16 protein-coding genes are annotated in these 16,362 nt (G+C 40.4%); 6 read left to right on the top strand and 10 right to left on the bottom strand.

The window, feature by feature from the left end; translation table 11 throughout:
• Positions 1-37 precede the first annotated feature (37 nt).
• From ACSBL2_RS03955 to ubiE, 9 genes are all read right to left on the bottom strand, one after another.
• On the bottom strand, positions 38-778 hold the full coding sequence (locus ACSBL2_RS03955) for an isoprenyl transferase (protein ID WP_442590368.1): 741 nt from the start codon (positions 776-778) through the stop codon (positions 38-40).
• Between the two features lie 206 nt (positions 779-984).
• On the bottom strand, positions 985-1,782 hold the full coding sequence (locus ACSBL2_RS03950; protein ID WP_442590367.1) for a DUF6089 family protein: 798 nt from the start codon (positions 1,780-1,782) through the stop codon (positions 985-987).
• A gap of 1 nt (position 1,783) precedes the next feature.
• Positions 1,784-2,665, bottom strand: a complete 882-nt coding sequence (locus ACSBL2_RS03945; RefSeq protein WP_442590366.1) for an NAD kinase — start codon at positions 2,663-2,665, stop codon at positions 1,784-1,786.
• 152 nt (positions 2,666-2,817) lie between these two features.
• A complete protein-coding gene (locus tag ACSBL2_RS03940) occupies positions 2,818-3,480 on the bottom strand; it encodes a CBS domain-containing protein (protein ID WP_442590365.1) in 663 nt (220 codons plus the stop codon).
• Positions 3,481-4,245, bottom strand: a complete 765-nt coding sequence (locus ACSBL2_RS03935; protein WP_442590364.1) for an alpha/beta fold hydrolase — start codon at positions 4,243-4,245, stop codon at positions 3,481-3,483.
• A gap of 110 nt (positions 4,246-4,355) precedes the next feature.
• The gene (locus ACSBL2_RS03930; protein ID WP_442590363.1) at positions 4,356-4,799 is read right to left on the bottom strand and encodes a GatB/YqeY domain-containing protein; all 444 of its coding nucleotides are present in this window, start codon (positions 4,797-4,799) and stop codon (positions 4,356-4,358) included.
• 9 nt (positions 4,800-4,808) lie between these two features.
• Positions 4,809-5,564 (bottom strand): SDR family NAD(P)-dependent oxidoreductase, encoded by a 756-nt coding sequence (locus ACSBL2_RS03925; RefSeq protein ID WP_442590362.1) that lies wholly within the window; start codon positions 5,562-5,564, stop codon positions 4,809-4,811.
• A gap of 258 nt (positions 5,565-5,822) precedes the next feature.
• On the bottom strand, positions 5,823-6,596 hold the full coding sequence (gene porT / locus ACSBL2_RS03920; protein ID WP_442590361.1) for a type IX secretion/gliding motility protein PorT/SprT: 774 nt from the start codon (positions 6,594-6,596) through the stop codon (positions 5,823-5,825).
• Positions 6,597-6,617: 21 nt separating this feature from the next.
• Entirely contained in the window at positions 6,618-7,349 is a 732-nt protein-coding gene (gene ubiE, locus ACSBL2_RS03915) for a bifunctional demethylmenaquinone methyltransferase/2-methoxy-6-polyprenyl-1,4-benzoquinol methylase UbiE (RefSeq protein WP_442590360.1), read from the bottom strand.
• A 52-nt stretch (positions 7,350-7,401) separates the two neighbouring features.
• On the opposite strand from ubiE, the gene yihA reads away from it, so the two are divergent.
• The 4 genes from yihA (at position 7,402) to ACSBL2_RS03895 (ending at position 12,690) form a co-directional block, all read left to right on the top strand.
• Entirely contained in the window at positions 7,402-8,031 is a 630-nt protein-coding gene (gene yihA / locus ACSBL2_RS03910; protein WP_442590359.1) for a ribosome biogenesis GTP-binding protein YihA/YsxC, read from the top strand.
• 67 nt (positions 8,032-8,098) lie between these two features.
• Complete coding sequence (locus ACSBL2_RS03905) at positions 8,099-8,965, top strand: UbiA-like polyprenyltransferase (RefSeq protein ID WP_442590358.1); 867 nt, start codon at positions 8,099-8,101, stop codon at positions 8,963-8,965.
• 5 nt (positions 8,966-8,970) lie between these two features.
• Complete coding sequence (locus tag ACSBL2_RS03900) at positions 8,971-10,686, top strand: M3 family oligoendopeptidase (RefSeq protein ID WP_442590357.1); 1,716 nt, start codon at positions 8,971-8,973, stop codon at positions 10,684-10,686.
• 51 nt (positions 10,687-10,737) lie between these two features.
• Positions 10,738-12,690 (top strand): amino acid permease, encoded by a 1,953-nt coding sequence (locus ACSBL2_RS03895; RefSeq protein ID WP_442590356.1) that lies wholly within the window; start codon positions 10,738-10,740, stop codon positions 12,688-12,690.
• 109 nt (positions 12,691-12,799) lie between these two features.
• On the opposite strand, the gene ACSBL2_RS03890 is transcribed toward ACSBL2_RS03895, so the two are convergent.
• Positions 12,800-14,752: a KUP/HAK/KT family potassium transporter gene (locus ACSBL2_RS03890; RefSeq protein ID WP_442590355.1), complete on the bottom strand. Its 1,953-nt coding sequence runs from the start codon at positions 14,750-14,752 to the stop codon at positions 12,800-12,802.
• Positions 14,753-15,046: 294 nt separating this feature from the next.
• Here ACSBL2_RS03890 and ACSBL2_RS03885 point away from each other — a divergent pair, with 294 nt between their 5' ends.
• Together ACSBL2_RS03885 and ACSBL2_RS03880 are read left to right on the top strand one after the other, a co-directional pair.
• A complete protein-coding gene (locus ACSBL2_RS03885) occupies positions 15,047-15,559 on the top strand; it encodes a T9SS type A sorting domain-containing protein (protein ID WP_442590354.1) in 513 nt (170 codons plus the stop codon).
• Between the two features lie 187 nt (positions 15,560-15,746).
• Positions 15,747-16,358, top strand: coding sequence for a fumarylacetoacetate hydrolase family protein (locus tag ACSBL2_RS03880; protein ID WP_442590353.1), 612 nt, complete (start codon positions 15,747-15,749; stop codon positions 16,356-16,358).
• Positions 16,359-16,362 lie beyond the last annotated feature (4 nt).

Below are 16,362 nucleotides of genomic sequence, written 5' to 3'. Positions count from 1 at the left end.
TAATTTAAACACATGTTAAAAAGTGTTAAAAGTAAAATTAGTTCAACTGTTCACTAATTTTACCGAAGCGACGTTCGCGTTTTTGGTAGTCTACAATAGCTTCAAAAAGATCTTCTTTTCTGAAATCAGGCCACAGGGTTTCTGTAAAATAGAACTCAGTATAGGCCATTTGCCACAACAAATAATTGCTTATTCGATGTTCCCCACTGGTTCTGATCATTAGTTCAGGATCGGGCATATCAACAGTCGTTAACTGAGAAGAAAACACTTTTTCAGTAATTTCATCAATATTGATTTTCTGATCAAGGGCTTGTCTGGCCAGTTTCTTTGCAGCTTCCACAATTTCCCATCTGGCACTATAACTTAAGGCAAGCGTGAGTGTACAGGAGGTATTTTTAGACGTTTCTTCCATTGCACTCTTCAGGTCATCAATACATTTCTGGGGTAAGGAAGCAATATCTCCGATGGCATTCAACCGAACATTATTTTTGTTTAGTGTATCTGTTTCGTTGTTGATCGTAGCGATCAACAGCTCCATCAATGCATTGACTTCTTCGATAGGCCTATTCCAGTTTTCTGTTGAAAAAGCATAAATAGTTAAATATTTCACCCCAATATCCGCACAGCCCTCCACAATATCTTTTACTGAAAGTACTCCGCTTTCATGTCCGAAAGACCTGAATTTGCCTTGATTTTTGGCCCACCTTCCATTACCATCCATGATAATAGCGATGTGTTCCGGCAAGCGACTTTTATCGATTTGTTCTTTAAATCCCATGTAATTGTGCAAATATGGCTAAAATGTATAACATTCAGAAGATTCATTTGATTTACATCAGATTACGCGTGTTTAAATGCATAATTTAAAATTATGTGAATCAAATTGTTAGTTACTCTTACTGAAATAAGATGCCAAAGTTATAAGTTATTTTGTTTATTTCTACCAAAAAAATCAGCTGCATGGCTGATGGCAGAATTGAAATATTAAAAAGTAAAACATTTATCGGACAGAAAAGTATAAGAAATCCCAATATGAAAAAACATATAGGTATCTTTTTTTACATGGTCCCCTCTTTGCCCACCTGGATTCATCCTTTCAGGATTAAGAGAGGGATTTGACAGATTGATACGGACAGGATGATTGTCATCCACTTTTCCGTATACCGCTGTCATAGGATAACGGTCGCCCACGTCATCCAGGTAATCAGTAAAAGCCGTCCTGTAACCCAGCTGAGAAAAAAGACCTAATTTTTCAGTGATTCGGTACTTTATACCCACCCCATAGGGAATACTGAAAGCATAATTTTTATAGTGAACATTTTCCGTATTATAATATCTTAGTTCATACTCCTGTCCCTGATAAGTGGCTTTTGGATTAAAACGTACCCCGGCAAGACCGGCAAAAATATAAGGGCTGAAGTTTCTCCTCCCTCCTCCGGCAAAGTAATCCAGAAAATTAAAGTCGCCCAGAATACTCAATTCATGAAGTGAGGTAGAGAAATTAAGGTTACGTGCCCTGAAATCAGCATTGGAGGAAGAGGCATCATTATCCTTGATTTTACCATAATTGTAATGGATGCCAACACCCCAGTAGGCGTCAAAGTTCCGCTTTACATAACCTCCGAAAGCCAGCCCACTAAAATCGAGTATATTTCTCTGATTCAGGTCGCCCATATACCCAGCTGCTCCAACATTTAATCCGACTTCTGTAGTCTGAGCCCAGCTGAGGGCCGGTGAAAGATTAAATAAGATAATACCAATAAATATGTTCTTAAACTTCATGTTAATAATTACGGGTATCAATACCCCATAGTAATTTCTTTCTTAATGTGGTCAGATAACTCTCATTGTTCAATCTGATTAAATTGACATCAAAATTAGCCTTATTGATCGTAATTTTAACAGATCTGTCTACAGTAACTGTCCTGGAGTCACAAGATACGAGAAACTTTGCACTTCTTGCCTCTACTTCAAATCTAAGATCAACATTATCAGGAATAATTACTGGTCTTACATTGAGATTGTGTGGTGCAATTGGTGTAATCACAAAATTTTGCGCACTGGGAAAAATAATTGGTCCCCCGCAGCTTAAAGAATAAGCGGTGGAGCCTGTCGGCGTAGCGATGATCAGGCCGTCTGCCCAATAAGAATTGACAAACTCATCATTCATATAGGCATGAATAATCATCATCGCTGTATTGTCGCGTCTGTGGATGGTAATATCATTCAAAGCGAAGTTTTCCTCACCGAAGAGATGGTGCTTAGACTCGATATTAAGAAGACTCCGTTTGTCGATTGAAAACTGCTGATTGACCAATGCTTCAATCGCTGTTTTAATCTCATTTTTATTCACACTGGCAAGGAAACCCAAACGTCCAAAATTAATCCCGATCACGGGAGTTCCCGATTTTCTGACCAGGGCAAGGGTATCCAGTAATGTCCCATCACCTCCAAGGCTGATCAGGATGTCCGCACTATGCTGCAAATCGATGTGGTTGCTAAACAACCTGAGCTTTGCGGAAAGCCTGACCTTATCTTTGATAAAATCATAATACTTTTCATAAACAAGGGTTTCTATTCCAAAGTCCTGTAAAGCATCAAAAACATCCTGTACAAATGGTAAAACACTGTTATTGAATTCTCTACCGTAAATTGCAATCTTCATGCTGTAAATATCGTTTTTTTAATGGCTATCAGACAGAAAAGAGCCTGTAGATTTGATGATGACAATAATTCATCCTGATATATTCAGGATGGCAGGTAATTCCAGAGAGATAAAGACTGAAACCTAAGGGGAAAATCATGGAATGAAGCAGCTTATACGTTTAAATAATTCATTAACGAGTTATATCTGTCTTCAGTTCCGTTATCGGTAATAATACTGTTAAAAACAGCCTTAACCTGATAGTTATAGCGTTCAAAAGAAGAAATAATACCTGAAAGTTCCGTTTTATTAATTTTCAACGTCACTTCCAGTCTGGTGGAATCGGGAAAAGATTGGACGTAGGAGGATAATATTTGTGCATTGTCCCCTTCCACGATCTGCGCCATATGAGACAATGAATTATTCCTGTTATTAATTTCCAGCACAATAATTCCTCCCGGTTCCCTTACGGCATAAATCTCTGAAGTGAAGCTGAGTATATTATGGACTGAAATTACGCCAAGGTAGTTTTTACTATAGTCAAGAACAGGAACGATGGAAAGCTGGAGCTGATCAAATATGCGGATCACATCATACACATGTACATCCTGATAAACGAAGGGGTTGATCATCGGAAGTGATACATTACCTAAAGTTTCATGTGTATCCCTGATTTCCAGTAAATCCTCTTCAGCAATCAGTCCCAGGAACTGGGAATCATTGACTACAGGCAAGTGGTACAATTTGAACTCAGCCATTCTGTCCAGTGCAGCCTGAATTGAATCAGCAGTCCGCACCGGGAGAATTGTATGGGATATGAGTTCAGATGCAAACATTTATTTAAGTAAGACTCTATTTAAAAATTTGTTCAAATATTCATTAAAAATTTCGGGACGCTCCATCATCGGGGCATGTCCGCATTGATCTACCCAGTTCAATTCAGAATTGGGCAATAACTGGTGAAATTCCTCGGCCACTTCCGGCGGAGTTACTTTATCCTGTTTTCCCCATATCAATGAAACGGGGATAGTTATTTTAGAGAGTTCCTTTGCCATATTGTGACGGATCGCAGATTTTGCCAGCGCCAGGATACGGATAACTCTTGAACGGTCATTTACAGATTTATATACCTCATCTACCATTTCTTTTGTCGCAACGGCAGGGTCATAAAAAGTAAATGCGACTTTCTCACGAATATAGTCATAACTCTCTCTTCTTGGGAATGACCCTCCAAAAGCATTTTCATACAATCCGGAACTTCCTGTAAGTACCAATGCTTTTACAGCTTCCTGATGTGTTGTCGTCATCACTAGTCCAACATGTCCACCTAAAGAATTACCGACAAGAACAACCTGTTTAAGTTTCTTAAACTTAATGAATTTATGAACATACTTCGCTAAACTTTTTACACCTAATGTAAGAATCGGCAATTCATAAATGGGTAAAATTGGGACAAGAACATGGTAATGTTCTTTAAACATATCAATTGCAGGTTCCCAGTTACTCAGCTCACCCATCAAACCATGAAGTAATACCAGGGGTTCTCCTTTTCCAGCTTCTATATAATTAAACCCTTCGTCTTCTATTACCTCGTATTTCATAATTAATTATCTGTAAGATGTGCTACTAAGTTAGTAGACTAGTTTAAATTAAAACAATAAAATGTGTTAATTTTAAAAAAAAGCATTTAAAAAAATCAATTCAGCACAATTTATGCCAATTGAGCTTTTACCAGTTCCGCAATTAATTTACCATCAGCCTTACCTGCAAGCTCTTTATTTGCAAGCCCCATGACTTTACCCATATCCTTTACAGAAGTAGCACCTGATGTGGCAATAATACCGGCAATTTTTGCAGCAACTTCTTCTCTATCCAGCTGTTTAGGCATAAACTCAGTGATCACCGCAATTTCTTCTTCTTCGATAATTGCCAGGTCCTGCCTGCCTTGCTGGGTATAAATATCTGAAGATTCTTTTCTCTGTTTAACCAATCGCTGAAGGATCTTTAATTCAGCCTCTTCATTAATTTCCTCTGATCCTTTTTCTGTTCTTGCCAGTAATAAAGCTGCCTTTATTGCACGGAGGCCTCTTAATTTTGCCTGGTCCTTAGCCAACATCGCTTCTTTTATTTTCTGATCGATAATAGTGGATATCATATATTTTGTCTAATTTCTTTGTACTAATGTTGCCGAAGCCTGTGCTGTTGGCATGATTAACATCTCATTTATATTGACGTGTGCAGGTCTGCTCACCACATACCAGATGGCATCGGCAATATCTGCTGCAAATAAGGGTTCAAGTCCATCATAAACTTTTCTGGCCTTCTCCTCATCCCCATTAAAACGTACCAATGAGAATTCTGTTTCAACCATCCCCGGATTTATTGCGGTGACCTTAATACCATATGGCAACAAATCTATACGCATTCCTTTATTTAGTGCATCAACTGCATGTTTTGTAGCACAGTATACATTCCCATTCGGATAAACTTCCTTACCGGCAATAGATCCGATGTTCACAATATGGCCTTTTTTCTCCGCAACCATCCATCCGGACACCACCTTTGTGACATACAGCAAGCCTTTGATATTGGTATCTACCATCGCATCCCAGTCGTCCGTATTCCCTTTATCTATAGGATCCAGTCCACGGCTTAAACCGGCATTGTTGACCAGCACATCTATTTTTTTCCAGTCTTCCGGTAATCCTTCCAGGACTTCGGTGATTGCCTTTTTATTTCTGACATCAGCAATCAGGGTGCTGATCTCGACGCCATATTTATCTGCTAAATGTCCAGCAACCTTTTCTAATAACGGTTGTCTCCTGGCAACAAGTATCAGGCGGTACCCCTGCTGGGCAAATAAATGTGCACATGCCTCGCCTATACCTGAAGTTGCGCCGGTAATTAATGCTGTTTTCATAGGTATACTATTGTGTTTCAGTAATTTTTGTTAATTTAATTTTCTTAAAGCTGCCCACTGGAAATTTCAGTACTATTTTCCCAACTACCTGTAGCACTTTACGTGGAGAACCGCGCTGCCGGTATGCCTTGCAGTAATATCAATTGCTACCGCATTCATCCCAGATTACTTATTTGCTGAAGCTGTCCTCAACTTCAATTTAGGCTTTGAAAATTCATCCAATGCCAGGGCAAAGCTATGATTTTATCTTTTGCTTCATCATTCGAAAAATAAGCTGAATGTAACATTACGTAACATGAGCTTTTCAATGGGTACATTATAAGGATTGGGTGTTGAATTATCCAGGATATTATTCATCGAATAAGACAGTTTAATTTCGGGCGACATCTTAAAGTATTCAAAATAGAGGTCCATTCCAAAAGCAGCCTCATAGGATAAGTAACTTTTTCGGTTTTTAAGCAGCTTATATAAAAAGGCATTTCCGGCATCATCTGTCTTTTTCTTCGAGGTGATATCATAGGAATACTTTGCACCATAAAGCATATACGCCCGGAAGTTATTGCGCCGGTCGGACTTTATTTTTAGTCCCAGGGGAAATTCGACGAGTGTAGCCTGTACCTTCTGGTCGACAGCATAAAAAGGCATGCTAACTGGCGCTGTAGGATCTGTTGCCGGATTGCGCTGTACATATTCATACGCGATCTTACGGTTGTTAAAATTCAGGGTAGGTGTCAGGCGCACATCGACATGATTACTGATCCTGCCATTGACCACAAAACCTATCCCATATCCCGGAGACGATTTACTATATAAGGCAGACAGGGAATCTGTGAGTGGAAATCCCGTATCCGGGTCATTAAAGGGAGCTCTCCAATCACCTTTTTTCTGAATTTTATACAGCGAACTGGTATGCTGGAAGGTAAAGCCAAAATGTATTCTTTCCTCATCTACTCCCCCACCCCAATTCTGCTGGGCCATGGCAGTACTGCAAACAAAGAAAAATATAGCAATAAGGCTTAGTTTTATTCGCATTTACTTATTTTTAAGATCCGCTTATTTAATGCCCGTATAGATGGCACTTATTCCAAACGTTAATGACCGGTGTTTAGTTTGCTTGTATCCTACCTTATCCATTAGCGTAGTAAAAGACTTTCCGTCAGGGAAGGCAATAACAGACTCATTTAAATACGTGTAAGCCCTGTTATCTTTTGAAAATAACTTACCGAATACTGGTAACAGGTGTTTAAAATAAAAATTATAAGTCTGTTTCACAGGAAACACGGTCGGCTTTGAAAATTCAAGGATTACGATCTTCCCGCCAGGTTTCAGCACCCTCAGCATATCGGAGAGACCTTTCTCGAGGTTCTCATAATTACGTACGCCAAAGGCAACGGTGATCGCATCAAAATGGTTATCTTCAAAATGCAGACCTTCAGAATCTCCCGTCTGGACTGAGAAAACATGCTCCAGCTGACGTTCAGCAATTTTTTTCCGGGCAACATCCAGCATTCCTACAGAAATATCTACCCCTACTATTTTTTCGGGTTTTAATATTTTTATAGCCTCAAAGGCAAAGTCGCCTGTCCCTGTAGCTACGTCAAGCATTACTTTCGGTTTTAATGCAGATAGCTCTCTAATTGCCTTTTTACGCCATATAATATCAATTCCTAAGGAAAGGAAGTGGTTTAAGAAGTCATAAGTTCCTGATATGTTATTGAACATAGAGGCCACTTGTTCTTTTTTAGTAACGGTCTCAGATTGGTAGGGTGTTATTTTTTCGCTCATGGTATGCGGCAAAGATAAGTATTGTTGAAAACTAATTTTCTACCTTTGTCAAATGATTATAAAATCAGCAACATTTATTTGCAGCAATACAAAGATTTCTGCGCTGCCAGTGGCTAATAAACCTGAATATGCCTTCATAGGACGTTCTAACGTAGGAAAATCTTCCCTGATCAATATGCTGGTGAACCAGCATGGATTAGCAAAAACCTCTCAGAAACCCGGAAAAACACAGTTAATTAACCATTTCCTGGTGAATGAAGAATGGTATATTGTAGATTTACCCGGATATGGTTATGCCAAAGTATCTAAAAACAACCGTGAAAGTTGGGAGAAGTTCATTCGTAATTATATCACCAAGAGAGAAAGTCTGCAGTGCGTATTTGTACTGATCGACAGCAGGCTGGCACCGCAAAAAATTGACATTGAGTTTTGCTGCTGGATGGGCGAGATACAAATTCCATTTGTACTGGCCTTCACCAAAACGGATAAACAGTCGATTACAAAAACAAACCAGAATATTGCCCTCTTTAAAAAAGAGCTTTCAGGGTGGTTTGAAGAAATCCCTCCGGTTTTTACGAGTTCGGCAGAAAAAGGTGTAGGAAAAGACGAAATCCTGAAATTCATTGAAGATACCAATCTTGATTTTGCGATGCCGATACTAACGCCAAATGATGGCTTTTAAGCCTTTTTGATAAACGTCTCACCTGATTAAAGATTAATATCCTTACTGAAATATCCCCATAATACGAATGAAAAAGTATTTTTCCTTAGTGCTTTTCGCACATTCTATCTTTGCACTTCCCTTTGCTATGATTGGTTTTTTCTTGGGTGTGACCACCACAGACCAACCCTTCAAGTGGCTTCTCCTGGTACTTGTCCTGCTCTGTATGGTATTCGCCAGGAATGCGGCAATGGCATTCAACAGGTATCTCGACAGGGAAATTGACGCTAAAAATCCACGTACCCTGATGCGGGATATACCGGCAGGTAAAATTTCAGCCAATGAGGCTCTCATCTTTGTCATCATTAACTGCTGTTTATTTGTGGTGACCACCTTTTTTATCAATAACCTGTGTTTTTACCTCTCACCCGTAGCACTTTTCGTCGTCTTGTTCTACAGTTATACCAAACGATTCACCGCACTGTGTCATATGGTATTGGGTTTAGGGCTTGCCTTAGCCCCTATTGGTGCTTACATCGCAGTTACAGGTGTGTTTAACATTGTACCGGTATTGTATTCATTTGCAGTATTATTCTGGGTAAGTGGCTTTGATATCATCTATGCCCTTCAGGATGAAGAATTTGATAAAGGAGAGGAACTCCATTCCATCCCTTCAGCAATAGGTAGAAAAAATGCATTGAAACTCTCGGAAGTGCTTCATGTTTTTTCTGCACTTTGTGTGATATTGCCCATTATGTTTACCCCTTTTAGTTGGGCATATTACCTGGGGGTGGCGTTTTTCTGCTCTATGCTGATTTATCAGCATCTATTGGTTAAACCAAATGATATCAGTAAGGTAAACCGCGCTTTTGCCACAACAAACGGTTTCGCCTCAGTAATTTTTGCAGTGTGTTTCCTATTGGACGCATTATTACGTACGTATTTTAAATTTTAAACCTTATGATTAATCTGACCATACCGAAAAAAACGAGAAACTATTTTCCTCAGGATCTTGAGATCAAGTGGGACAATCTATCGCCTGTTTTAGATGAACTCCTGAACCGGGAAATCGGCAGTGTGCAGGAATTGGAGCAATGGCTGAAAGATAAAAGTGAGGTTGAAGCAGCACTGGAAGAAGATTTCGCCTGGAGATATATTAAGATGACCTGTGATACAGCCAATGAAGAACTGGTCAGTAGTTTCCAGTATTTCGCCACTGAGATAGAGCCTAAAATATCGCCTGTAGCCAATCTGCTGAATCAAAAGCTTGTTGCCAGTGAATTTATTGATGAACTGGACCAGGATAAATACTTCGTTTACCTCCGTGCCATTAAAAAATCACTGGAGATCTATCGCGAAGAAAACGTAGCTATTTTTACAAATTTACAGGTAGCACAACAGAAGTACCAGGCTACAACCGGTGCGATGAGTGTGCTGATCAATGAGCAGGAATACACCTTGGAACAAGCGGCCAATTTCATCAAGGATATTAACCGGACTATTCGCCAGCAGGCCTGGGAGACCATACAGCAACGCCGTTTAGTGGATAAAGATGATTTAAACATGCTGTTTGACGAACTCATTGCCATGCGCCACCAGGTGGCCTTGAATGCGGGATTTGAAAATTTCAGGGACTACATGTTCCAGGCATTGGGCAGGTTCGATTATGATGCGAAAGACTGTTATGATTTTCATGAGGCCATAGAAAACGAAATTGTTCCTATTTTAAAAGAACAGGCAGAAAAGAGAGCAGGATTACTTGGTTTGGAAGCGCTTAAACCCTGGGACATGGAAGTGAGTACTTCCGGCAAACCTGCACTTCAGCCATTCAAAAACGGTGCTGAATTAATTGATAAAAGCATTGAGGCATTCACTGCTATTGATCCTAAACTGGGTCAGATGCTGAATATCATGAAAGCCAATAATCTTTTCGACGTGGAGAGCCGTAAAGGCAAAGCTCCCGGAGGATATAATTATCCCCTTGCAGAAACCGGAGCCCCATTCATTTTCATGAATTCAGCCGGAGCCTTAAGGGACCTGACGACAATGGTGCATGAAGGTGGTCATGCGGTACATACCTTTCTTACGGCAGGACTGGAATTAAATGACTTTAAACATTGTCCCTCAGAAGTAGCGGAGCTTGCCTCTATGAGCATGGAATTGATTTCCATGGATCAATGGGAGATCTATTTTGATGATGCAGCTGACCTGATCCGTGCGAAGAAAGAACAATTAACCGATGTATTGAAAACCTTACCATGGGTAGCAGTAATTGACCAGTTCCAGCACTGGATTTATACCAACCCTGGACACAATGCGGCGGACAGGGAAGAAGCCTTCAAACAAATTTATACAAGATTTGGTGCAGGATTTGCCAATTGGGATGGACAGGAACAGGAATTCGGTAACCTTTGGCAGAAGCAATTGCATCTGTTTGAAGTTCCTTTTTACTATATAGAATATGCTATAGCCCAACTTGGAGCTATTGCGATATGGAAAAACTATAAAGAAAACCCAAAAAAGGCATTAGAACAATATATTGAAGCATTATCCCTGGGATATACCAAACCAATGAACGAAATTTATGAAACTGCAGGCATAAAATTCGACTTTAGCAGCCATTATATAAAAGAATTAGCGTCATTTGTAAAAGAAGAACTAGATAAACTAGGTTAGTTTATATAAAAATTAATAATTTCAGCGAAAAAATTCATACAATTGCCCATTATGTTCGAAAAACTTTTCCGGAAGAAGTCAATTACTAAAATACTGGATGATGCCAAGAATGGTTATGGCGACCATGGCGATTCATTGCACAAAACTCTTGGTGTAAGGGACCTCACAGCATTTGGAATTGCAGCAATCATTGGTGCCGGGATATTCAGCACCATTGGAAAAGCGAGTGCTGATGGCGGACCTGCAGTAATTTTTCTGTTTATATTTACCGCCATCGCCTGTAGTTTTGCGGCTTTTGCCTATGCTGAATTTGCCTCAATGGTCCCTGTATCAGGCAGTGCGTATACGTATTCCTATGTCGCCTTTGGTGAGCTGGTAGCCTGGATCATTGGCTGGTCGCTGATCATGGAGTATGCCATAGGAAACATTACTGTAGCCATTTCCTGGTCAGATTATTTCACCGGACTCCTCTCCTCTATTCGAATTCCCGCCCTGGGAATTAACGGAATTCATTTGCCAGACTGGATGACCATGGATTACCTGACGGCTTACAACGGACATACCCATGCAGAGGCCCTCCTGAACGCGGGAAAAAGTTATGCGAACCTGGACGAAGCCACAAGAATATCAAATAATGCCTGGATGACCGCCCCCCTGATCGGCGATTTTCACCTGGTAGCAGATTTACCTGCCCTGGGCATTATCATCCTGATTACCTGGCTGGTATACAGGGGCATGAAAGAATCAAAAAATGCAAGTAATGCCATGGTTGTGGTCAAACTGGCAGTTATACTCCTGGTATTGGCTGTCGGCATATTTTATATCGATACCTCAAACTGGAATCCTTTTGCCCCAAATGGGGTATCGGGTGTACTGAAAGGGGTATCTGCAGTTTTCTTCGCTTATATCGGTTTTGATGCGATCTCCACCACTGCCGAGGAATGTAAAGATCCGCAGAAGGATTTGCCAAGGGGAATGATGTGGGCCATTATTATCTGTACCATTTTATATGTGGCCATAGCATTGGTGTTAACAGGAATAGTGAGATATGACCTGTTGGCTGTTGGTGATCCACTGGCTTTTGTATTTGACCAGATAGACCTGAAATTGATGAGTGGTATTATAGCAGTAAGTGCTGTGTTTGCCATGGCCAGTGTATTACTGGTTTTCCAGATGGGGCAACCCAGGATCTGGATGAGCATGAGTCGTGACGGGTTACTCCCAAAACGTTTCTCCAAAATTCATCCGGTATACAAAACCCCTTCTTTTGCAACGATTGTAGTTGGATTTGTAGTCGCAGTACCCTCACTCTTTATGAATCTGACGATAGTAACCGATTTATGTTCCATCGGTACCCTCTTCGCTTTTGTACTGGTTTGTGCAGGCGTACTGGTGCTTCAAAACAAGCCCAATATCCAAAGGGGGAAATTCAGGATCCCTTATGCAAACTCGAAATATATCATTCCAGTTGTTTTTGCAGGATTCATTATTGCCGGATTCACCATCTTCAAAAAAGAAACTACAGCCTTTATCACAAATGAGGATAAAGTACATGATCCGATTGCCTTTATTACTGCATTAAACAGTGAGGAGTTAAAAACAGTACAGAATCAGATCAATCGGGAGCAGAAACAGGTACATCCTGTTGAAAAAAACATAGATACTGAAGCCTACCTGAACAGCCTTACGACAGAAGAATACCAGCTTTTTATGGAAAAAAGCACGATCAGCAGTGAAAAAAGATTCGAAACCGGATGGGGTTTATTTAAACATAAAATCCCCATGTGGATATTCTTTGTCATCTGTCTGGTGATTACTTATTACTGTATCACAAAGAATTTGTCTCTCATACCGGTCTTAGGTCTGCTGAGCTGCTTGTACATGATGTGTGAACTTGGGATATCCAACTGGATAGGCTTCGGCATATGGCTTGTCATTGGCTTAGTGGTGTATTTCTTATACGGTTATAAACACAGTAAACTGAATGAGAAGACCATTGCCTAAATCAACCCACCGGATTTGGAGGTCAAATAAAAACGGGATTGCAGTTGATGCAATCCCGTTTTTATTTGACCAGTCAGCGCACCTGATTAATGTTTCAGGCGATTTACGCTTATACCGGTAACCTGTTCAGTTCAATATCGTCAGGAGTAACAAATATCAGCGGAACCTTCTCTACATCAACATAGCTGGAATCCAGTCCAAAACTCCGCTCTTCTGATAAGCTCAGTTTTTTCAATATAAAGTAATAGGCCATAATGGTACGTTCATAAAAACTAAGTTTGGAGAATCGAGACAAGTGTTTCTCCAGCAGTACAAACCTGAAATCCCCGGCAATTTTGTGCCTGTTCAGGGAGGTATACTGGCTCGTGATATCCACTTCCCCATTCTTTACCAATTCTTCAATAACTTTCCGGTATAACAGGTTTACCCTTTGCTCTACCCTGAATCCCAATCTAAAATCGATCCTGATCAGCTTGCCAGGGATAAGAAATTCTACTTTATAGTCGCGCGTAAAGGGTTCATCCACCACATCTACATGCACAAGCCAATAAATATCCGCCCTTTTGGGTTCCTTCTGAATCAAGGAATAGATAATCTTTGATTCAATTTCAGTTTTGAAATTGGCACTCGTCAGATAGACCAGCTGAGAGGAATATTTGGGCACACTTTCATCCTCACTCAATTCACTGATAATTGGATAATAATCTTCTATCTCTACATACTTGACAAACCTGTTCTTGATCTTTCTGGAAACATACCAGCTCCACATCACGGTGAATAATGCCGAACCGATCAGCAGGGTCACAAAACCACCATGAAGGAATTTGGTCATATTTCCCGCCAGGAAGGAAAGCTCAAGACTTCCATAAATGATAAGGAAAATGGTAATGACATATTTTGGTACTCTTTTCGTCCGCATGAAAACAGCGACCAGGATCGTCGTTGCCAGGAATGTCATGTTAATTGCAAGGCCATATGCGCCTTCCATATGAATGGATTTTTTGAACAACAGGACAACAGCGATACATCCTCCACACAGCAACCAATTGATGGAAGGGACATAAATCTGTCCTTTCTGGTTACTGGGGTAATTTATCCTCACTTTTGGCCAAAGGTTGAGCCGCACCGCCTCGGAGATAAGCGTAAATGAACCCGTAATCATGGCCTGACTGGCGATGATCGCCGCAATAGTTGCCAGGGCCACCATGAATAACAAGTAAGGTTCAGGAACGATCTGGTAAAAGGGATTGAGGTGATCATCATAATTCGGATGTTGCAGCAACCATACCCCCTGACCCAGATAATTGATAATCAGTGTAGCCTTCACAAAAATCCAGCTTACCCGGATGTTATCCCTTCCGCAATGCCCCAAGTCGGAATACAACGCTTCCGCCCCGGTGGTACACAGAAATACCCCACCAAGGATGACAAGTGCCATCGGATTGGAAGCAATCAGGTGAAAGGCATAATAAGGATTCAGCGCTTTAAGGATACTTAAATCCTGCACGACATAGGTAATTCCAAGTACACCAAGGGCGGCAAACCACAGAAACATAATTGGTCCGAATAGTTTACCAACCAGACTTGTACCAAATTGCTGTATAATAAACAACAGCGCAATAATTGAGATCACAATCGGAATCACGCTGACCGAAGGAAACTTAACCTGCAATCCTTCTATCGCTGTAGTAACGGTAATACTTGGGGTAATGATACCATCGGCCAACAAAGCACAGCCTCCGATCACGGCTGGTACAACCAGCCATTTCGCCTTTTTCCTTACCAGGGAATACAGGGAGAAAATCCCCCCCTCCCCTTTGTTGTCTGCCCGCAGCGTAATCAGCACATATTTAATGGTTGTCTGCAGGGTAAGTGTCCAGATGATACAGGAAAGGGCACCAAGAACCACAACTGAGTTGATGGCCTGTCCACTGTCATTCACGGTGTTAAATATGGCTCTAAGCGTATATAAAGGCGAAGTCCCTATATCTCCGTAAACAATTCCCAGACTGATCAGCAAACCCGCTGCTGAAATTTTATTTAAACTTTTATGGTCAGACACGATTTAATAAAATTATTAAATTATATAATTGATTCGACATCCAGATGAAGCGAAAATTTATGCAAAGATGTAACAATATGGTAAACGATACAAATCCTTTCCTCTTCAATGAATATTTAGGAAAAAACACCAGAATAGCACTTTAACAAAAAGCTATGCAGCCCCCTGCCTAGGCGGATGATTTTGTCATTTTAACAATTTAAAGCCATCAACTGTTAAATTGTGTTAAATATTGCCCAACACAGAAAATATTTAATTTTTTCGTGGAATTATTTCTACTTTTGTTCCAGAAACATGAATACAAAAACCAAAACGATCTCCGGCTTATATCTGCTATGCATTATCTGCATCGGTGTTTTCTGCAGTTCCACTGTTTTTGGTCAGCGTTCTGATAGTATCTCTACGAATTCAAAGTATAAAAGGATCGCTAAAACTCCTCAGATTAAGGGCGATGTACCTGTTTATAAACCGAATTATACGCCTGGTTCTTCTTTTACTCCGTACAGCAGTTTGCTTTCACACAATAAAAACGGCAAGCAGGAGAAAGTATTATCTGTTTTAAAAGTTTATCCTAATCCTGTAGACGATCAGGTAAACCTGGTCTTACGTTTAGAGCGGGAAGCCAATATTGCTATAAAAATAATGGACTTACTGGGTAATGAGGTAGTCACACTTGCAAATGAACGTGTGTCAGCAGGTGAACAGACAAAAACCTATACCATTCCAAACCGTTTAAACAGTGGTATCTATTTTCTCAGAATCGTTACCGGTTCAGAAACTGTGGTGAAACGTATCTCTGTTTTATAGACTAATTTGAATTTTCCATCTCCATCCATTATCATTTCATGACTTGTACCGTTGCGCCGGTGTTTTGTTGGAGTATGCTGTAGTGAAGCCTGTTTTCCGTCTGTTCCCTGTGTCACTCTTCATTCAAGAATAGGCTAAAATGTAAACTCATGCAGGTTTAATTTAATTCTTTACTACTTTTATAGCTATGAAAGTAATTGCTATAGGCCGCAACTATGCTGCACACGCCAAAGAGTTAAATAATCCACTTCCTTCAAGTCCGGTAATTTTCCTGAAACCAGATACCGCAGTACTCAAAGACAATAAACCTTTTTATATTCCAGATTTTTCCTCTGATATCCATTTTGAGCTGGAGGTAGTACTTAAGGTCTGCAAGGAAGGGAAACACATTGCAGAAAAATTCGCTCAGAACTATTTTGATGAAGTAGGACTGGGAATCGATTTCACCGCCCGTGATATCCAAACGGCACATAAAGAGAAAGGACTTCCATGGGAGCTTGCCAAGGCTTTTGATCATTCAGCAGCCATCAGCAGGTTTATTCCTAAAGATCAGATTGCCGATCTGAACAACCTCCAGTTTGAACTAAAGATAAACAATGAACTTCGTCAGAACGGAAATACAAAAGATATCCTGTTCTCTTTTGAAAAGATCATAGCCTTCGTATCCCAGTACATCACCTTAAAAAAAGGGGATCTTATTTTTACGGGAACACCTGAAGGGGTTGGCCCCGTACACCAGGGCGATAAGCTGGAAGCATGGCTTGCTGGTGAACAATTTCTAAACTTTGATATAAAATAAGATT

It is taken from the genome of Pedobacter sp. AW31-3R (assembly GCF_052180285.1).
Classification (GTDB): domain Bacteria; phylum Bacteroidota; class Bacteroidia; order Sphingobacteriales; family Sphingobacteriaceae; genus Pedobacter.
Note: the sequence above shows the minus strand (reverse complement) of the source record. Positions and strands in the feature narration are given on the sequence as shown.